The 18,962-nt window shown below is 33.9% G+C and carries 20 protein-coding genes and 1 tRNA gene; 3 read left to right on the forward strand and 18 right to left on the reverse strand.

The window, feature by feature from the left end:
- The 7 genes from V4762_RS07105 to V4762_RS07135 all read right to left on the reverse strand — a co-directional run.
- A partial coding sequence (locus V4762_RS07105; RefSeq protein ID WP_347315091.1) for an MCP four helix bundle domain-containing protein occupies positions 1–950 on the reverse strand: 950 nt, incomplete at its 3' end.
- A gap of 22 nt (positions 951–972) precedes the next feature.
- On the reverse strand, positions 973–1,566 hold the full coding sequence (locus V4762_RS07110) for an MBL fold metallo-hydrolase (protein ID WP_347315092.1): 594 nt from the start codon (positions 1,564–1,566) through the stop codon (positions 973–975).
- Positions 1,563–2,186 (reverse strand): CheR family methyltransferase, encoded by a 624-nt coding sequence (locus V4762_RS07115; protein WP_347315093.1) that lies wholly within the window; start codon positions 2,184–2,186, stop codon positions 1,563–1,565. The genes V4762_RS07110 and V4762_RS07115 overlap by 4 nt, the downstream gene beginning before the upstream one ends.
- Entirely contained in the window at positions 2,186–2,683 is a 498-nt protein-coding gene (locus V4762_RS07120) for a chemotaxis protein CheW (RefSeq protein ID WP_347315094.1), read from the reverse strand. The genes V4762_RS07115 and V4762_RS07120 overlap by 1 nt, the downstream gene beginning before the upstream one ends.
- A gap of 20 nt (positions 2,684–2,703) precedes the next feature.
- Positions 2,704–4,770: a chemotaxis protein CheA gene (locus tag V4762_RS07125; RefSeq protein WP_347315095.1), complete on the reverse strand. Its 2,067-nt coding sequence runs from the start codon at positions 4,768–4,770 to the stop codon at positions 2,704–2,706.
- Positions 4,771–4,807: 37 nt separating this feature from the next.
- Positions 4,808–5,170 (reverse strand): response regulator, encoded by a 363-nt coding sequence (locus V4762_RS07130; protein WP_347315134.1) that lies wholly within the window; start codon positions 5,168–5,170, stop codon positions 4,808–4,810.
- Between the two features lie 30 nt (positions 5,171–5,200).
- Positions 5,201–5,782: a TetR/AcrR family transcriptional regulator gene (locus V4762_RS07135; RefSeq protein WP_347315096.1), complete on the reverse strand. Its 582-nt coding sequence runs from the start codon at positions 5,780–5,782 to the stop codon at positions 5,201–5,203.
- 262 nt (positions 5,783–6,044) lie between these two features.
- Here V4762_RS07135 and V4762_RS07140 point away from each other — a divergent pair, with 262 nt between their 5' ends.
- Both V4762_RS07140 and V4762_RS07145 read left to right on the forward strand, forming a co-directional pair.
- Positions 6,045–6,956, forward strand: a complete 912-nt coding sequence (locus V4762_RS07140) for an ATP-binding protein (RefSeq protein ID WP_347315097.1) — start codon at positions 6,045–6,047, stop codon at positions 6,954–6,956.
- Complete coding sequence (locus tag V4762_RS07145; RefSeq protein WP_347315098.1) at positions 6,946–7,713, forward strand: tRNA (adenine-N1)-methyltransferase; 768 nt, start codon at positions 6,946–6,948, stop codon at positions 7,711–7,713. The genes V4762_RS07140 and V4762_RS07145 overlap by 11 nt, the downstream gene beginning before the upstream one ends.
- Before the next feature lie 2 nt (positions 7,714–7,715).
- Here the strand turns inward: V4762_RS07145 and V4762_RS07150 are convergent, their stop codons facing one another.
- The 4 genes from V4762_RS07150 to V4762_RS07165 are packed head-to-tail and all read right to left on the reverse strand — an operon-like array spanning position 7,716 to position 11,125.
- Positions 7,716–8,339 (reverse strand): coenzyme F420-0:L-glutamate ligase, encoded by a 624-nt coding sequence (locus tag V4762_RS07150; protein ID WP_347315099.1) that lies wholly within the window; start codon positions 8,337–8,339, stop codon positions 7,716–7,718.
- Positions 8,317–8,799: a hypothetical protein gene (locus V4762_RS07155; RefSeq protein WP_347315100.1), complete on the reverse strand. Its 483-nt coding sequence runs from the start codon at positions 8,797–8,799 to the stop codon at positions 8,317–8,319. Before V4762_RS07155 ends, V4762_RS07150 begins: the two co-directional genes overlap by 23 nt.
- Positions 8,799–10,007: a 2-C-methyl-D-erythritol 4-phosphate cytidylyltransferase gene (gene ispD / locus V4762_RS07160; RefSeq protein ID WP_347315101.1), complete on the reverse strand. Its 1,209-nt coding sequence runs from the start codon at positions 10,005–10,007 to the stop codon at positions 8,799–8,801. The genes V4762_RS07155 and ispD overlap by 1 nt, the downstream gene beginning before the upstream one ends.
- Positions 10,004–11,125, reverse strand: coding sequence for a PIN/TRAM domain-containing protein (locus V4762_RS07165; protein ID WP_347315102.1), 1,122 nt, complete (start codon positions 11,123–11,125; stop codon positions 10,004–10,006). The genes ispD and V4762_RS07165 overlap by 4 nt, the downstream gene beginning before the upstream one ends.
- Between V4762_RS07165 and lnt the strand changes: the two genes are divergently transcribed.
- A complete protein-coding gene (gene lnt, locus V4762_RS07170) occupies positions 11,085–12,584 on the forward strand; it encodes an apolipoprotein N-acyltransferase (protein ID WP_347315103.1) in 1,500 nt (499 codons plus the stop codon). The genes V4762_RS07165 and lnt overlap by 41 nt on opposite strands.
- Here the strand turns inward: lnt and V4762_RS07175 are convergent.
- The 7 genes from V4762_RS07175 to V4762_RS07205 form a co-directional block, all read right to left on the reverse strand.
- On the reverse strand, positions 12,549–13,196 hold the full coding sequence (locus V4762_RS07175; protein ID WP_347315104.1) for a phosphoribosyltransferase: 648 nt from the start codon (positions 13,194–13,196) through the stop codon (positions 12,549–12,551). The genes lnt and V4762_RS07175 overlap by 36 nt on opposite strands.
- Positions 13,189–14,205: an AmmeMemoRadiSam system radical SAM enzyme gene (gene amrS, locus V4762_RS07180; RefSeq protein ID WP_347315105.1), complete on the reverse strand. Its 1,017-nt coding sequence runs from the start codon at positions 14,203–14,205 to the stop codon at positions 13,189–13,191. Before amrS ends, V4762_RS07175 begins: the two co-directional genes overlap by 8 nt.
- 20 nt (positions 14,206–14,225) lie before the next feature.
- A complete protein-coding gene (locus tag V4762_RS07185) occupies positions 14,226–14,603 on the reverse strand; it encodes a hypothetical protein (RefSeq protein WP_347315106.1) in 378 nt (125 codons plus the stop codon).
- A 108-nt stretch (positions 14,604–14,711) separates the two neighbouring features.
- Positions 14,712–15,707 carry a virulence protein RhuM/Fic/DOC family protein gene (locus V4762_RS07190; RefSeq protein ID WP_347315107.1) on the reverse strand — a complete coding sequence of 332 codons (996 nt, stop codon included), beginning with the start codon at positions 15,705–15,707 and terminating at the stop codon, positions 14,712–14,714.
- 81 nt (positions 15,708–15,788) lie between these two features.
- Positions 15,789–17,468 carry a DUF262 domain-containing protein gene (locus tag V4762_RS07195; RefSeq protein ID WP_347315108.1) on the reverse strand — a complete coding sequence of 560 codons (1,680 nt, stop codon included), beginning with the start codon at positions 17,466–17,468 and terminating at the stop codon, positions 15,789–15,791.
- Positions 17,469–17,725: 257 nt separating this feature from the next.
- Positions 17,726–17,800, reverse strand: a tRNA-Pro gene (locus V4762_RS07200).
- A gap of 73 nt (positions 17,801–17,873) precedes the next feature.
- On the reverse strand, positions 17,874–18,824 hold the full coding sequence (locus tag V4762_RS07205; protein WP_347315109.1) for a Tim44 domain-containing protein: 951 nt from the start codon (positions 18,822–18,824) through the stop codon (positions 17,874–17,876).
- Positions 18,825–18,962: the final 138 nt, after the last annotated feature.

Consider the following 18,962-nt stretch of genomic DNA (forward strand, 5'->3'; position numbering starts at 1 on the left):
TTTGTTGCCTGTATAAGATTGTTGGTTTCTAAGAGAAGTGCATTAATATTTTCAACTGTCTTTTTTATAGCAGGAGTAATCTCATCTTTATCATCTTTTTGTAAAATTTGTAAGCTTAAATCGCCCTCAGCAATCTTATTTAGAGCGCCTATAAAAACTTTTTGCATTTCATCAGAAAAAGCGTCCAAAGCCCTTGCCATCTGACCAATTTCATCGTTGGCAGTAAGCCTCAGCCTATTGCTAAAATGTCCCTTTGACATTTCATTTATAAGCTCTTGAGTTTTTTTCAAAGGATTGCTGATAATCTTTGAAATAACAATACCCAATAAAATTGCTAGGAATAAAGTTATAAGCATAAGAATTACCATTAAGATGCTGCTATTGTTAGCAGTAGCATTATTAATATCTGCCATATCTTTTGCATGAGTCAGCTTCATATCTTTCATTTTAGTAAGAAGATTGTCAGTTGACACGCCGGCCTTGCCCAAATCTCCGTTTTGACTCAGCAAAGCTGTAGCCTCAGCGTTTCTGTTCGCCTGGACTAGGGCTATTTCTTTATCTAACTGATTTTTATAATTAGACCAGGAAGCCTGAAATTCTTGAAAAAGATTTCTCATTTGATCTGAATTGGTCATAGTAGAAAATTCTTTGCTAAGTGAGTCTATATTAGCGCTGTCTTGTTTAATTTTCGCAATACGATCCTGAATTTCGTTAGGGCTCTGTGCATTAACCATTTCAGAAGAATTCAACTTAACTCTGTCAAATGCAACCGAAATTCTTAATAGCCTCTCCAAGGGTACTGTCATATTCCCGTACATATTATTGCTATTTTGAGAAACGTTCTTCAAAGCAATGACGCCAAAAATTCCCATTATGCCTGAAATAATTGCAATCAATATAAAGCTTAACAACAATTTTTTTCCAATCTTCAAATTGCTAAACCATTCCATTGTCTTCCTCCTTTTTAGTATCTTATTTTTTTAGCATTGAAAGGGATTTCTTTAAAACAGCCTCCACACCCCTATCCAGAGGACCTCCATGCCCAAAATATATAATTCTTATTTTCAGAGAACAAACCCTCTCAAAAACTCTTATAAACTCATCTTCATATGAGTTTCCAGTAGATTTAATAATTAGAGGACTGTCTCCAGCAAATAAAATTTGGTTTTTCTTGTCGTAGAGCAAGATAGAATCATTGCTATGACCAGGCATGTAAATAACTTCAAGGCTTGCATCTCCAGCTTTTATAACCTCCCCATCCCTCAATATCACATCTATACCATCGATTAAATTTGAAAATGCCATTACTATAGGATTAAACTCTTTTTTTATCTCGCCAAGCATGCCCACATGGTCATAATGACTATGTGTCAAGATAAGTTGCTCAACTCTTTTTTTACCCACTCCTGTAGAGGCATTTTTAATCTTGCTAATTATGCTTGGGTCTCTGCCAGCATCTATAAGGGTATTTACATCTGGTATGCTATTAAAATCTCCAGTAATAAGATATACGTTAGATGTATAGACATGAGATTTATACCCTTCGACCAAATTTAAGACCTTCATCTTTTAGCAGCCTGTGTTTCAGATTTTTTAAATAGCTGGGCATTTGATACTATTGGCACAAAAAGATTTTCTATCTCGTTAGGAATCTTTTGAGTCTGTTCCACTGCCAAAAAACCGCCAACGTTAAGTGAATTATAAAACATAGTTAATACTTTTATCCTTTCTTCATAGCTGAAATGAAGCAGTACATTTTTACACAAAATCAGATCAAAGTTTTCCTCAATTGGCTTTAATGTTAAAAGGTCATGACGTCTAAAACTAACAGATTTTCTTATTTCCTCTATAATCTGAAAATATTTTCCACCATCTACATCAACAAAATACTTAGAGAGTATCTCTTTCGGAATCCTTTCTACCTGCTCTCGTGGATAAATACCATCCAAGATAATCTTGTCAAACTGTTGACTCTGATCTATGTCGGTAGCTATTATCTTGATATTTCGAAAATACATATACCCTACATTTTCTCTAAATATGATAGAGAGAGAATATGGCTCTGGGCCCATAGCACACCCTGCATCCCAAATCTTGATTCTCTGTCTTGATGCTAAAGATTTTAGACAGTTATCCCTGATAAGCTCCAGAGTTTGCATATCTCGAAAAAAGTATGTAAATGCCATCAGATTGCACTCTCGATGGCTTCGAAGTCATCTTCGGTCAGCAATTTATCACAATCAAGCAAGAGCTTTACTTCATCCCCCACTTTTCCAATACCTTTCACAAATCGACTCCCCTCTTTTTTAAGCTTCGGTGGCTCGACAATATTTTCATCTAATATCGATATTACTTCTGAAACGACGTCCACTATAAGACCAATAGACACATCGTTAACTTCTATTACAATTATGCAAGTTCTATCGTTGTACTCTATAAATTCCTTACCGAATCGAAGTCTCACATCCATAACAGGAATTATTTTCCCTCTCAGATTTATAATACCCTTCACATAATTCGGTAGATCGGGCACCTTAGTAATAGGTTGATATCCTATAATCTCAACAACATATCTTATTTCTATGCCATAGAATTCATTTCCCAAAGAAAAAGTCAGAAATTTCCCCTTCTGTGTGTCCTCATCATCATTAACATCAAGTTCTTGATTCGTATCTTGACTCATATTAAACACCTCCTTGCTTTTTAACTTGCCACTAACCCGTTCACATCCAATATAAGGCTTATGCTCCCGTCACCAAGTAATGTGCACCCAGCCAACTCGGAAATGTGCTTTAAATTTTTTATATACTTTGGAAGACTTTTTACGACAACCTGTTGCTGTCCAATAAGCTCATCAGCAAACAAACATATACTCTTTCCATCCTGTTCGAGCATAACAATTATCCCCTCAGATAAGCTGGTAATATCAGTTTCAATTTTGAAATGTGAATGCATTCTCAATATGGGATAACACTGACCCCTAACCATCAACATCTCTACGTTGTTTGGATCTTTAATCAGATCAGAGTCTTTTGGCCTGAACGATTCTTTTATAGTGTTAATGGGCAGAGTAAACCTTGTATCGCCTACTTTTAAGTTCATTCCATCTATAATCGCAAGAGTAAGAGGTATTTTTAAAACTATAGTAGTGCCAGAACCCGCAAGGCTGTCTACTTCAATGGTTCCTCCAACCTTATCTATATTGTTTCTAACCACATCCATGCCCACGCCTCTTCCTGAAAATTCAGTAATCTCCTCATTTGTAGAAAATCCTGGCAACATTATTAAGTTATATATTTCTCTTTCAGTTAAGGACTCTGGGTTTTTGTTTAAAATCCCATTTTTTTGCGCCTTTGCTAAAATTTTTTCTCTGTCTAAGCCGTTTCCGTCATCACTAATTATTATCAGCACATCACTACCCGAATTTTTTGCTTCAAGGGTTACCGTGCCAGCACGTGGTTTTCCAACTGATTCTCTATAACCAGGCATCTCAATGCCATGATCTATTGAATTTCTAATCAAGTGCATAAGCGGATCTGAAATGTGCTCTATAATATTTTTATCAACTTCAGTCTCTTCACCAACCAATTTCAGCTTCACTTCTTTTCCCAGCTTTTTACACATATCCCTTACCGTTCTATTCATCTTCTGGAAAGTTCCTGTTAAAGGCACCATTCTAACAGCCATTACTATGTCTTGTAATTCAGTAGTAATCTTGTTTAGCTGCCTTGCTGATTTATAGAAATTCTGTAAATCAAGATCTTTCAAGTCAGGATTCTGGACAACCATAGCCTCAGCTATTACCATCTCTCCTACCAAATCCATAAGCTTATCAAGCTTGGAGACGCTAACATTGATAATATTTTGATGTTCTAAGCTGACATGTTCTTTCTCAGCTTTTTCAACATCCACCTGACAAGATGGTGAAGGAATTTTTACAGGATTATTTTCAGGAATATTAATCGTTTCAACATTCTTTTTATCTTCATACTCTTCATTTTGTATCTCAGAAAGATCGATTTTTTCTACAAAAATTGCATTGTTTAGGATATTTTGTACCTCATCAAAATTCTTACTCGTATTGATATAAATCTTAAAACCATCAGTTTTAATAATTTCTACGCTTCTATCGTCATCAATATTCTTAGGCTCATAAAGATAGTCATCGCCTACTTCATCAAGCAACTTCAATACAGAAAATGCCCTCAAATTTTCCATACCACAATCTTTTTCAAAATAGATTTTAGCTAAAAAAGTTTTTTTAACGTCCTCGCTTTGAGGTCTTGCACTGCTAATATAATATTGTTGAACGACTTCTTGGACATCATTTTTATCTGCAATAACTTTATCCACGGATTCTTGTCCACTAATGCTCGATAAAAGAATTTTCAAATCCCCAATCAGCTTAGATGGATCGCCATCTACCTCATCACCATTTTTTATTTTGACTAGCTCAACCTTTATGAAGTCAAGACAAGAAAAGACCATATCGTTTACCTTTGAAAAGTCCAATCCTTGAGGTTTTTGATCTCGGATAAAGAAGAACAGGTCTTCTACAGAGTGTGCAAGCTCTGCAACTTTGTCAAAGAGCATCATAGCTGAAGAGCCCTTGATCGTATGCATTATACGAAATATCTCATTAATTACATCTGTAGAATACCCTCCCTCATCCTCAGAGGTAATCAATAATTGTTCTAACTGCTCTATCATCTGAGAAGTCTCAAAGATATATACCTCTAACATAGGATCGTTTTTATAATCATCTGTCAAATTTATCACCTCCTTCTTCTAAAAAATTAGTAATAAATTAAGAACCTAATAGCTTGTTTAGAGTCTGGATAATGCGCTCTTCCTGAAAAGGTTTTACAATAAATGTTTTTGCGCCTAAAATAATAGCTTCTTTAACCATGGTTTCTTGACCCAATGCAGAAATCATCACTACTTTTGCTTTCGGATCAAAGCTGATTATATTTTTCAACGCATCAATACCGCTCATCTCAGGCATTGTAATATCCATTGTTACAATATCAGGCTTAAGTTTTTTGTATAGTTCTACTGCTTCAAGACCATTTTTAGCCTCTCCAACAATGTTAAAATCATATTTTTCAAGCATTTTTCTAATAGACAACCTCATAAACATAGTGTCATCTACTATCATCACATTTTTCAGACAAACCACCTCCTTATAATATTAGAGCCATTAAAAAGCTTTTAAAATAAATTTCAATATTGCCATAAAGTAGCTTCTAAGCGAAAACTGGTAATCAAGTAGTCTCCATTTGTAAATAACCCCCCTTAAGGTTCCATATATGATATCTGTAAGTTGCTCACTCTCAATATCCAAAGAAATTCTATTTTTCTTTATTGCATCCTTTATCAAGCTATTTAGAAAGTTGTTTCTCTCAAAAAAGATCTCTTTTATTTTTTGTTTGAAATCATCATTTGAAACCAGGCTTTCATAAGAGTTAAATATTACAGTTATCTCTGGATAATTTTCATAATAAGAGATAAAAGAATCAATAAACATGTAGATTGAGTCCACAGGATCTAACTTATTATTTTCAATCGATCTCATAATTGCTTTATCATATTGAGAAAAATAATCTAAAATAGCCATTATAAGGTCATTTTTCGATTTAAAGTGCTTAAATATTGCAGATTCAGACACGCCCTCTCTTTTTGCAAGCTCTCTGGTAGAGAGTCCACCAAATTCCTTTTCATTGATAATTTCTATTGCAGTCAATATCAATGTTTCTCTACGATGTAGCAAACTTGATAACATTTTATGCCCCCAATCCCTATCATTATTAGTAAGTAATCACTTACTTACCTTACAAATATAATACGAAAATTTTTTTTGTCAATAGGGAAATTTTATGTCTATAAAAATAAATATTTTAATTAATTCCTTATAAAAAGTTTTCAAATTAAGCTCGGTTCATAACCCTCACCCATCCTACTAAAATGCCCTAAATTGCTGTTAAAATGATGTATTATTAATAAAGCTTACATAGGGAGGCAATATTATAAAAGAACAAAATCATATGAAGTGCACGGTCTGCAAAGAGGATGCGGTAGTAAAGATACCAAGGCACAACCTTAAGCTCTGCGAAGAGCACTTTAAAGAACACATTGTCTATCAGACACAAAGGGTCATAAAGCATTTTGGTATGCTCGCTAAAGATGACAATATACTTCTTGCTGTTTCAGGAGGCAAGGACAGTCTGGGGCTCTGGCTTATCTTAAAAGAACTTGGATTCAATGTGAAGGCTCTTCACATAATAATGCCTTTTGGTGAATATTCAGAAAAGTCTTTAGAAATGGTCAAAAGTTGTGCGAAGAAATTAGACGAAAACCCAATATATATTGAAGCAAACAATTATTTAGGCATAGATTTTTTCAAAGCCTTAAAAATATATAAAAAGCCGATTTGTTCCTTTTGCGGCAAGATAAAGAGATATATACTTTCAACCTATGCGACTAAAAATTCTTACTCCACGATAGCTACCGGTCACAACCTGGATGATGAGACGGCATTCTTACTTGGCAATGTATTGCACTGGCATGTTGAATATTTAAATAAACAGGGCCCCGTGTTAGAAAGCAATCAATTTATGCCAAAAAAGGTTAAACCCTTAGTTCGAATAACAGATGAAGAAATGAGTTTTTTTGCAAAAATCTCAAAAATTGAATATATTGAAGAAAAATGCCCTTACTCAAGAGACGCGAAATCAATATTTTTTAAAAATATACTAAATGAAATTGACGAAAAGATGCCAGGAACAAAGTCTTTCTTTTATCTACAATATATCAAAAATATAAAAAGGACATTCTTTAAAGAATCAGACGAAAAATTAAAAGGGTGCAAAATCTGTCATTATCAGACTTATAATGACGATACTTGCTTTTTGTGCAATATAAAATCAAAGATGAAAAGGACAGAAAATGGACATTAATGACAACGAATTAATTGAAGCAATAAATCAAAAGGGTTGGAAAAAGATATTTCAATTTGATAGCAAACAGAAAATACAGCTGCAAGGCGGATATATCAGTCCTGAAGATATATTAAATTCAACTGAAGGAGAGGTTCTTACTGCATCAGACGGCTTGAAATATCATATCTTCAAACCCAGCATACACGACTATATAATGTATGGAATAAAAAGACATACCCAAATAGTATATCCAAAAGAATCTGGATACATTGTCCTAAAACTCGATATTAGAAGCGGCAAGGTTGTAGGCGAGGCAGGTACAGGTTCGGGTTCCCTAACACTGATCCTCTCTGAGTTGGTTTCAGAAAAAGGAAAGGTAGTCACATTTGAAATAAGCAAAGATTTTATGAACAATGCCAAAAGAAATATAGAAAGGTTTAGCAAACTTCAAAATATAACCTTTATAAATGATGATTTTGGCAACTCAGATTATACAGATTTTTTTGATTCGTTTTTTATGGATCTAAAAGAGCCCTGGTTTTACTTCGAAAAGGTAAACAGGGCACTGAAAAGCGGAGGAAATTTCGCCTTAATAGTCCCAACTACAAACCAGATAACTCAATCAATAAATGAGCTTGAATCGGGCAACTTTTTAGTGGATGAAATAATAGAAATATCTCACAGAAAGTATAAGATAAATCCAAACAGACTAAGGCCAGAAGATATTATGACAGGTCACACAGGATATCTAATCTTCGCAAGGAAGATAAGGTAATCCTACTTTATCAACACTATTGGGGTTTGTTCATCAGCATTGCCTGCAGGATTATCTTTCATTGTGCTCTCGATTTCCTTAGGATCAATGCCTTTTGAACACCCTACAGCCCATGCTACCCCAAGATCGTTTGCGTCCACTATAGCCACTCCAACTCCGCCAAGCGCTTGGCTTATTTCTTCGGCAGTATTATCAGGATCCTTTGGACCCATTACGATTACCTTGTCGTATGGCTGAATAGTGCCAGCCGTATCATCTATTAGAGCAGACTGTTTGCCGCACAATTTATAAAACACGCCCTTTTGGCCAAATACCTTAAGCGCCGAACCTATCACGAAAGATGCTAAAACTCTGAAAAGGCCTACTTCATTTATTAGAAGCTGCATTGCAAAAGGAGACGCCAGGCTGCCTATCTGTGGGAAAAATAGGCACAGTCTCTTGGCAAAATAGCCTATATTAATATAATCGGGATAATAAAATCGGCCTTGAGTAATAGCCAGAGGGCTTTCTGCAATTACTACGATTGTATTTTTATCTATCTTATCCTTAGCATACTTTTTTATTACATCTACAATGTCGTCCTCAGGCCCAAGAATATGAGTTTTAATTGGTATACGGTTTTTCATAAACGACTGCTCCTTTTAAAACGTTATCAGAAAAGCTGTAATGAAATTTTGATAATTGCATAGACATATCTCTTCTACCAGAATATTTTATTTGAAACTGCAATTTTCCCTTTTCAAAATATTTTTTTGGAAGCAAAACCAATATAGGTATACCGTTTTTTGGATGAGCCAAAGAGGTCTTAAAATAATTCTCTTGAGGGTAGCCAACCGAAACGATATCCAATATCCTTGTACCTGGCTCCACCAAAACACAGCTTACATCGTGAACAATGGCTACGATATCAGACACATTATCAATCGAAAAAGGTAGGTAATAATACAAATCATCGCTAAATATATCTTTTTTAGTCGGATCATAGTTCAACTTAATAGATGTTTCAGGAAGTTTTCTATATTTAACCTCCAAAACCGCAAAAAAACAGCAAACCAAGATTACCAATAAATAGACAATTATTATCATCAGTCATTCTCCTCTTTTATCAAAAGAACTACAGCCTTAGCCCAAATGCCTTCTTCTCTCCCGACAAATCCCAAACCCTCAGAAGTCTTTCCCTTAAGGTTTACTATTCTTTTGTCGACATTTAAAGTGTTTGAAATAGTAGAAATTATCTCATCTTTATAAGGCCTAATTTTTGGACTCTCAGCAAAAATTATCATATCAATATTTTGTATTTTGAACCCTTTGTTTAGAATAAGGGCAGACACGTTGTGCAACAATGTCAAGCTTGAAATGCCCTGATATTTAGGATCTGTGTCTGGAAACAGAGTGCCAATGTCATCCATACCAGATGCCCCTAAAAGAGCATCTATTAAGGCATGAAGCAATACGTCAGCATCAGAATGTCCCCTCAACCCTTTATCAAATGGTATAAGAACTCCCCCTAAATACAGCGGCCTTTCCTTATCAAATGAATGAATATCTTCTCCTATCCCTACAAAATAATTTAGTTCTTTTTTAAATATTTTTTCCTCAATTGCATCTTCTTGATCGCATAAGGGTTCAAAATTATCTACAGCCTTTTCCGCCAAAAGAAGGTCTTCTGGGTAAGTTACCTTTATATTTGACGTATCTCCCAATATCATAAAAGGATTTGTGCCCTGAAATTCCATTAATGAAGATTCATCTGTAAAAATATGCCTCTTTGCCACAGCGTTCTCAAAAGCATCCAAAAGGTCTTTTCTCTTAAAAATCTGAGGGGTTTGGGCTAAAAATATAGACTTTCTATCCAGTGTCTCTTTTATGAAACCATTTTCCACCCTCTTTACGGTGTCATTCACACCAATACATACCACACAAGAGCCCTTCTCAAGCGCTGCGTCTATAGATCTGACTATTATATCGCTGCTCACAAAAGGTCTTGCAGCGTCATGAACCATTATAAACTCTACCTCTTCAGGAACTTTTAATATGCCCTTTCTCACGCTATCCTGTCTCAGTGTGCCGCCAGGAACTACATATTTTACCAGATCGTATTTTTTTAACAATTCCCTAACAGTTTGGATATAATTAGATAGACAGACAACTACTATTCCCTCAATTTTATTATTCTTTGAAATAGTCTCGACAGAATATTCGAGCATATATTTGTCTTCAATTTTTAACAAGGGCTTATAAGAGCCAAACCTCTCACCCTTTCCAGCAGCTACTATTACCGACCAGACACTCAAGACAATATTCTCCCAAAGACAATTCTTCCAGATGACGTTTGCAAAACGCTTGTAATAGCGATATTTACTTGCGAACTTATATGATTTTTGCCATCTTCAATTACCACCATTGTGCCGTCTTCAAGATACCCCACTCCTTGGCCTGGAGTCTTGCCCTCTCTAACTATCTGGATAGAGATTTCCTCTCCAGGAAGGACTACCGCCTTCACAGCGTTAGCCAGATCGTTTATGTTTAAAACTCTTACGTTCAATAACGATGCAACTTGATTTAAATTATAATCATTTGTAATAATGCTTGAATTAGGGATACCCTGAGCATATTTTATCAGTTTCTCATCAACCCCATTTAAGCCCTTATAGTCAATCTCGTCTATTACAATAGATTCCTTCGCCTCTTCTTTAAATGAATTAAGAATCTCCAGACCCCTCTTGCCTCTTGCTCTCTTCATAGGATCGGTAGAATCAGAAAGCTGCTGCACTTCTTTTATTACAAAAGACGGTATAAAAATCTTTCCATCCAGGAAACCAGTTCTCCATATATCTTGAATTCTGCCATCTATTATTACGCTTGTGTCGATAATCTTTGAATAATTATTCACCTGCACAATATTTTTTACGTGTTGTCTGTCGCTAATACTAAGAATCAAGGAGGATGCTTTCTGATAGAATTTCGAAAATAATTTGAAAGCGCTTTCAATATCTCTTTTTTTCTTTAGAGCCAGATAAACTCCCAAGAATCCAAGAACAAGATTAAACAAAAGCGGTATTAGCTTTAGCATTCCCATCAGAGGCAGAAATGAAAGAGGCCAGGTTATTAGCAAAGAGATGATCAGCCCTAAAAATAAGCCTAATAATGGCAGAAAAATATCAAAAAGCGAAAAGGAAGTAATTTTGTTTAAAAAAAACTTCAAGCTATTGTATAGCCATCTCCACGAGAAAAAAGCAATTAAAAAACTAATTACAGCAAAAGAAATAGGAATAAGGTAAAAAGACAAAGTTCCTATAGATTTTTCTTGCCATGGAAAAAGAAAATCGAAAAGTGACATTTTCACAATAGAATATCCTATAATAAAAAATATGAGAGAACAAAAAGCTGACCAAAGTAACCTTAAATTCATAAGGCTCACCTCCTCTTTAATTGATGTGACAAAAAAAAATAACTACTTATGGGTTTTATCTTTCTTCACAATAACTTTTACTGTACTTAGCCAAAAATATCTTGGAAGCAACATTTCAATTTTCTTTTTTTTATCACCTCTTTTTTATATCATAAAAAATTTAAAACCAAATAAGAAAAATTTATTTCTTTTATATTTTAATATCTTTTTGTATTTTTTCATAAATATTATTTGGTTATCAATATTTGGATTGCATATTGTTATTCTAATGTCTGTATATCTATCTCTTTTTTGGTTCCTACCAATTGTAATCTGGCAAAAAATTGAAAAAAATATACCTAAGAAATTATACACTATTTCATTGCCTCTTTTTTTGACACTTTCAGAAATATTAAGAAATTCTGGAACTTATGCCTTTGGACTGGAAAGCCCTGGGTATTCCCTTATAGACACACCTTTTATGTATATAGCCAGCCTCATTGGCGTTATAGGGTTGACTTTTTTAGTGTTTTACATAAACATGCTTTTTTCAGATAAAAAAAATATTCTAAAAGCGCTTTACTTTCTATGCTTTCTCGTCTTGATGGGTACGCTTATAAATTCTATACCTGTAAATGAAAACAATGGCTACAGACAAAAATTTACTGTTTTGCAAGGAAATTTCAGGCCGATTTTCTTATACGATGAAAATTACGAGAGCCTTATAGATAAACAATATTTAGACTTATTTGATTTAGGGAAAAAACATCCAGATAGCCTGATAGTAACTCCAGAGGTTATATTTAGAACGTGCCTAAACGAAAATAAGGTGATAACTCCAGATCAACCCTCCTTTGTAGGCTCGATTTACTGTAAAAATAATCTATATTACAATTCCATATACTATCTAAATGGCAAAGAAAGCAAAGTGATATACAGAAAAGAACACCTTGTTCCATTTGGGGAGTTTAACCCAATACCGAAAAATCTTAGTTTTCTAAATAAATTTTTGCCACAGTTGGGAGATTTTGAAGGAGGCAAAGGTTCAAAACCGTTCCAATACAAAAACCTTCACATAGGATTTCTAATTTGCTTCGAGGACACTCTGCCAATGCTGATATACAGAAAATTAATGGATAACCATATAAATCTCTTAATAGTAGCATCCAATGATGGCTGGTTTGAAAATACCTATGAACCCATAGAGCATCTAAACGTATCCAGATTTAGAGCTATTGAGTTTGGAGTGCCAATAATCAGGGCAGGAAACACTGGCCCATCTGCCTTTATTAGTTCAAATGGGGATATTATGAAAATACTTCCAGCAGACAGAACAGGAGTTTTATTTGATAACTTTTATATTAAAAATTACGAAACTCTTTATTCAAAAATTGCATCAAAAGAAGACGAATTTATAATAATACTCTCATTAATTATCCTGGCGTTAACTATCTTTAATATCTTTAGAAAATTCCTTTAGAATTCTTATTACCTCATCGTCCTTCACTTCTCCAAAATCTGCATAAAACTGCCCTACAGCCCAAAATTCTTTCGGAGCCGCCAGATAGATAAGAACATCAGCTTCTTTTTTAATCAAGTCTATAGTTTCAAAAGGCAATACGGGCACAGCCACCACAATTGATTTTGGTTCAAAAGTTCTTAGCCCTCTTATGCTTGCGATAACAGTAGATCCTGTAGCTATTCCATCGTCAACTATAATAAGATTCTTGCCTTTATAATCAAATCTCTTTGTCCTATAAAGGCTATTTCTTCTTTCAATTTCTTTTTTCTCTCTTTCAATAACCTTATCAAGATAATCCTTGTCAATCCCCAAAAGCTTATATGCTCTGTCGTTTATCACCAGACCGCCGTGTTCTCCAATAGCTCCCACAGCAAGCTCGGGATTTCCAGGTGCACCAAGTTTTCTGGGTATAGTAATATCCAGATCCCATCCAAAAAACCTGGCAACTTCAGCACCGACGATGATGCCACCCCTTGGTATAGCCAAGACTATAGCATCGTTTATATTTCTCAAATTTTCTTTTATCTTCTCAGAGAGCAGCTTTGCAGCCTCAAGTCTATCTTTAAACATAATTTATACCTTTTATATTAATATTTTTTCCACATTTAGGGCATTTATCGCTTTTTAGTTGATTTCTCAAAATTTCATATCCATTCCTTTCTATTAGGAGTTCAGCGCAAAAAGGGCAATAAGTATTTTCTTCTCCATCAGTTAGATTGCCCATGTAAACATAATTGAGACCAATCCCTTTTGCAATTTTATACGCCTCTTTTAATTTTTCTACAGAAGTCGGCATTAAGTCTGAAAGTTCATATTGGGGGAAAAATCTTGTAATATGCCAGGGCGTATCTTCGCCCAATTCATTTTTGATCCAGCTAGCAGTTTCAGATATTTCATCTGAAGAGTCGTTGTATCCTGGAACTACATTTGTGACAATCTCTATATGACAATTATATTTATCCTTAGCAGTTTTTATGGCCAACAAAATAGGCTTGATATCTTCTACGCTTGCAGCTTCACGATAATATTTGCCCCTTATGCCTTTTAGATCTACTCTGTAAGCATCAATATACGGTGCAATAACGTCAAGAGCCTTTAAAGTGATGTATCCATTCGTAACCATCACAGTATATAAGCCACTTTTTTTGATTATCTTTGCAGAGTCCAATACGTACTCTATCCAGATAGTTGGCTCATTGTATGTCCAGGCTACCCCTCTGCACGAATATCTCTTAGCCAACTCTAAAAGATAGTCTGGAGATATATCCTCGCCTGCGGTAGGCTGAGAGCAAGCTATCTGCCAATTTTGGCACCCTAAACACCTGAAGTTACACCCGAATGACCCTACTGAAAAAACTCTGCTCCCTGGGAAGAAGTGAAAAAGTGGCTTTTTTTCTATTGGATCTACAGCAGCAGATGAAACCAAAGAATAGATTAGAGTTTTTAGCTCTCCAGAGATATTTTTTCTTACACCGCAATAACCCGTTTCTCCCTCAGACAGAGTGCACAACCTCGGGCAAACAAGGCACCTGACTTTATTTTCTATATGGGTATATAAAATAGCGTCATGTATGTTCATTTTACAAAATAAATATAAACTTATTCATTATTTTCTTTTCCATTTGCTTTAAGCTCATTAGTATATTCTTTGTTTATATCCTTTTTCTCTTGCTTTAATTGATCGATCTGATTTTGTTCATTTGTAGTCTCTTCTTCTGAGCCGCCATTATTCTTAATTTCGTTTTTCTCTTGGATTTCGTTTTTAAATTCGTTCTGTATCTCTTGTTTTTCTTGATTTTTTTGAATATTTATGTCTTTAATTTGTTGGCCGTGATTGTTGTCATTTACAAAGTCTCCAAAGTTTTCAGCTTTATTTTGATTTGAAATAGCTCCAGGTCCCTTTGAATAAGAAACTCCAGAAAAAACTAAAGCACTCATCATCAAAAAAACTATAAAAGATAAACATATGTTTTTCACAACAACCCCACCTTTCTAATTTCAATATATTAATTTATTTTAACACAAAGCAATATAGCTCTAATATTTTTTATATTCTACATCAAAAATTTCGTCAACTAAGAGCGTCTATAAATTCAACAAATTTGTAGTGATTTTTATTAATTTATCTTTTTCATCTGGATTGCTGATTGCTATTAAAAGTGTCAGTGCTGTCATGGCATTGTCGTTAATTTTCTTTTCGCCTGTTTTGCGATAGAGAAAATCATTGCGCTCTAAGAAATAAATAAATAAAAACGAGCCAATTCTCTTATTCCCATCTACAAAGGGGTGATCTTTAATGACAAAATACAAAAGATGGGCTGCCTTTTCTTCAAGAGAAGGATACAGCTCTTTTTTATCAAAGGTTTGATAAATATTACCTAAAATACCTTTAAACTTTTCCCCGTTCTCCTGTCCGAATAAATCACTTGCTTCCTTTTTGGCAGCAAGATCTTTCTTTATTTTGCTGATAACATTTATAGTATCTTCATATTTCAGGATAAACTTACTCTTGGTTTTTTTAATCAGTGGAAGTTCTTCTTTGTCGTATTGTTCAAGGAGTGAGAGTGTTTTTGAATAATTGACAAGTAGATTAAAAATTTCTTGTTCTTGTCCAGAAAGCAATTTGTGCTTCGATTTTTCTTGCAAAAACGAAATTGTATCTTGCAATTCTTTCAATTGAGAGCGTACTTGTAAGAGTCGCTTTTCGTTTATGGTATAGCCTTTTACCAGATGCTCTTTGAGAATTTTGGTTGCCCAGATACGAAATTGGGTCGCTTTTTTTGAATTAACACGATAACCAACTGAAATTATCATATCAAGATTATAAAAATTCATTTTTCTGACTTTACCATCGGCTGCAACCTGTTCCAAAATGGAACAGGTTGAGCTTTTATCCAACTCACCTGTCTTATATATATTATTTACATGCTTAACAATTGCAGGACGATTGACATTAAAAAGCCGCGCTATAAAATGAGCGTCTAGCCAAACAGTATCTTGCTCTAATTTAACTTCAATCTCAGGTCCTTCTTTGGACTTATAGATTGCTATTTCACCTTTTTTAATTTCATCTTGATTCATAAATTTGTTTGTCATCCCAACCTAAAAGTCTTTATTAGTTTATAATTTCAATCTTTGATAACTTATCAATTATTTTATCTCTTAATAGGTAAATCTCCAAATAGAGGTGGCTGTTTTTGCCAGATTTATTTGTCTATTTCTAATTTCGTCCACACCCCATTCGGCACTTTCTAAGATTTCTTTGGTAATTTCATATTGTGATTTTTTATAAATTTCTATCTTTTCTTTAAATGGTTTATTGCCACATTCTCTATTTAAACTTGCTTCAAGTAATGTTAGATTACCCAATCTATAAATCAACAAATCGTCTATATTTTCTTCTGCATCCATATGGTTTTCTGGGAATATATGTTCGATAGTTACATTAGTATCAAATAGATGATAGTCTTTATTAAATTTTTGATTTTCAACTGCCAATAAAATATAGCGAATTAATTTTTTATCTTTTGTATTCCTGGTATCAAAGGTCCTTATGCTAAAAAAATTTTTAAATGATTCGTCATCAACATATACACTTTTTAATTCTTTCTGAACAGCTTGCGGAGTGGAAATCTCTCCTTTATAAACTTGAATGGCGACACTATTATATGCTCTTTCTAATTCGTTTGGGTTTAGTTTCCCTATTACGTTATATCTAAAAGTCAATGCCCTAATAATTCTCAAGACATCTTCAAAATATTGATTCATTTTAAAATATACTGAAAGGAGCAAAGATTTATGCTGTTGAACATTAAAAAGAATTAGTTCGTTTATCATTTTTCTAATATTAACGTTATTCTGCCATAGTTCATTATCAGGCTCATCTAAAGCCACGTAAATATCGGCATACTGTTCTAATTCATCTATTAATTTAATAACATTATCCTTACTTGATATTTTACTTTTGACTGCCTTGAATAATCTTTCAGACCTTACAATTTGTTGTTGAGAGTTAATAAAATATCTTAGGAAAACTGGAAATTTTCTATAAGAAACAATATTAACAATTTTATCCCATCTTGGTTGTAAGTTGTTAATGTCTATCTTAATATCCAGCAATGAGAATAGATAATTTTTCAGTAGATCAGTAGTTGTTAGCTCAACACCTCTTGCATTAAGAGTTTCGAAAACCGTGTATGCTGATAAAGCATCGTCAACCACTACTTCTATGAAAAAAAGTTTACTTGAAACTACTGACTCAATAAAATCCACAATTGCATCACTATTATCTTTTAATTCAATACTCTTTAAACTGTCGATAAAGTAATTGAAAGCTTTAACCATCAATTGATTAGAATTTGGAAGCCTGGACAGATTTGATGGAGTTTTCAATTGAACTAAATAAGAACTATATAAATCTTTATCTATATCATTTAGTGTGAGTTTTGATTGATATGTGAGCGCTTTAGGATCTTTAAATCCTATATATTGATTGATAAATATTTCTTTTCTCTCTTTGTTTTTTTCGGGTTCTATACCATTGTTGATTAGGTCGTCAAGTAATTTTAAACATGCAAGAACAAGAATACTTAGGGTAACCATTCTTTGTTGACCGTCTATAACAGTGAAAGTTTTATTATCTTCTGTTTGTAGAACAATGGTACCAAGATAATGTACTAATTCTTCATCGTTTTTAAGTGCCAAAATATCCAGCCATAAATCTTCCCAATTTGAAATATCCCAAGAGTAACTTCGTTGATATCTTGGGACCTTATAAATTTTTGAGTTTCCTAATAATTCTGAGAAATTTAATGTTTTAGTATCAAATAATGGTTTTGGCATAATTTACCCCTTTTTTCACTCCCAACATATTATCAGTTTTATTAATTTATAATTTCAATCTTTAGCTTTTATTAAGTTTTACACTCAATCTCTACTAACGCAACTTTAACTTTATAACCTATTTACCAATAAAATTTAAATAATGCCTCTACAATATCAATATTATCATATGATGTGATATATAAGAATACAAACTAAGCAGATTGATACAGAATAAACTATCATGAATAATTATTTCACATAATAAAACAATCACATGGTCGGGGCGAGTGGACTTGAACCACCGGCCTCTCCCACCCCAAAGGAGTGCGCTACCCCTGCGCTACGCCCCGACGAAGTAATATTATAAATTAAATTAAATACAGATGCAATAAAAATCTTTAATCTAACGAAATAAAGATAATATTATATCTGATTTATTGCCGAAAGCTCCCATTTAACTGAATCTCTGGATACAAAGCTCCAAAGCTCCTGAAAATCAACCGCCCTATCTTTATCGCCTCTGACTATACTTCCATTGCTGTCAACATCGTAATCTGACATAGTTGCCTCAATTTTGTAGGTCGCGTATATAGATTCTCTCTCCATCCAGGCATCCACCAATTCCATTCTTTTTACTGAAATATTCTCTACAATATTGGTTGTGCCATTACTGTTTAGCTCTTCAATTTGCTTTTGGAAATTTAAAAGCATTTCATCGGTAATAAGATTTTTCAACCCACCAATGTTTTTCCCTGACCATGCTTTTTGAATATTTAAAAACATATCCTTAATTTTAGGCCTTAACTCTTCTTCTGAAAAAGAAGGAAACAATTTTTCAATTTCTTTTAGACCATTGTCAACGTCCATCTTTGCTTGTACTGATCCCAGAGCTACCCCTTGAGTAGAATCAGTATTTGAATAATTCGAGGCTCTATAGCCTTCTCCAGTTGCTTCTCTATTATATATATTTTCTTGAGAGGTCCTTCTTTTTGAAAAAAAATTAATCAAGTAAACTACCAAAATTCCAAGAATTATTATAAGAAACAGCCCTGCCACCGAACTATTTGGTCCGCTAAATCCGAACAAACTGCCAAACATCGAGAATAACGCAATACCAGCCAAAGAGCCAACTAACCCACCAAAGAAGTTCCTCAAAAAAGAAGGTTGATTTTGATTAATGCCTGGATTGGTTGGAGATGTAGATTTAGGAGTATTTAAGTTTGGAGCTACGTATTTGTTTCCCCCAGAATAGCTATGTGTTCCAGCAGAGCCAAAACTTTTACCGCCTCCTGCTTTCGAAAATGCACAATCCACATTAAAAGTTAAAGAAACACACATCATCAGCAAGAGCAATATAAAGATTTTTTTAATCAATTCTAACCTCCATCAAATTTTTATTGTATAATCTATGATATGAAAAGAATGAGAAGACAGAAAGTTACGAAAGCTCATATAACTTATTATTTAGTGCTTTTTATTATCTCCACGATAATATTATGGCCTGTATATTGG

Origin of the sequence: Thermodesulfobium sp. 4217-1, assembly GCF_039822205.1 — a bacterium.
In the GTDB taxonomy this organism is placed as follows: domain Bacteria; phylum Thermodesulfobiota; class Thermodesulfobiia; order Thermodesulfobiales; family Thermodesulfobiaceae; genus Thermodesulfobium.

Excerpts from the sequence above, each read along its gene's own strand:
- V4762_RS07165 (WP_347315102.1), bottom strand. The coding sequence starts at position 11,125 with ATGAATTTAAGGTTACTTTGGTCAGCTTTTTGTTCTCTCATATTTTTT.
- V4762_RS07135 (WP_347315096.1), bottom strand. The coding sequence starts at position 5,782 with ATGTTATCAAGTTTGCTACATCGTAGAGAAACATTGATATTGACTGCA.
- amrS (WP_347315105.1), bottom strand. The coding sequence starts at position 14,205 with ATGAACATACATGACGCTATTTTATATACCCATATAGAAAATAAAGTC.
- V4762_RS07140 (WP_347315097.1), top strand. The coding sequence starts at position 6,045 with ATGAAGTGCACGGTCTGCAAAGAGGATGCGGTAGTAAAGATACCAAGG.
- V4762_RS07150 (WP_347315099.1), bottom strand. The coding sequence starts at position 8,339 with ATGAAAAACCGTATACCAATTAAAACTCATATTCTTGGGCCTGAGGAC.
- V4762_RS07145 (WP_347315098.1), top strand. The coding sequence starts at position 6,946 with ATGGACATTAATGACAACGAATTAATTGAAGCAATAAATCAAAAGGGT.
- V4762_RS07195 (WP_347315108.1), bottom strand. The coding sequence starts at position 17,468 with ATGCCAAAACCATTATTTGATACTAAAACATTAAATTTCTCAGAATTA.
- V4762_RS07190 (WP_347315107.1), bottom strand. The coding sequence starts at position 15,707 with ATGAATCAAGATGAAATTAAAAAAGGTGAAATAGCAATCTATAAGTCC.
- V4762_RS07115 (WP_347315093.1), bottom strand. The coding sequence starts at position 2,186 with ATGGCATTTACATACTTTTTTCGAGATATGCAAACTCTGGAGCTTATC.
- V4762_RS07120 (WP_347315094.1), bottom strand. The coding sequence starts at position 2,683 with ATGAGTCAAGATACGAATCAAGAACTTGATGTTAATGATGATGAGGAC.
- V4762_RS07155 (WP_347315100.1), bottom strand. The coding sequence starts at position 8,799 with ATGATAATAATTGTCTATTTATTGGTAATCTTGGTTTGCTGTTTTTTT.
- V4762_RS07110 (WP_347315092.1), bottom strand. The coding sequence starts at position 1,566 with ATGAAGGTCTTAAATTTGGTCGAAGGGTATAAATCTCATGTCTATACA.
- lnt (WP_347315103.1), top strand. The coding sequence starts at position 11,085 with ATGAGAGAACAAAAAGCTGACCAAAGTAACCTTAAATTCATAAGGCTC.
- V4762_RS07175 (WP_347315104.1), bottom strand. The coding sequence starts at position 13,196 with ATGTTTAAAGATAGACTTGAGGCTGCAAAGCTGCTCTCTGAGAAGATA.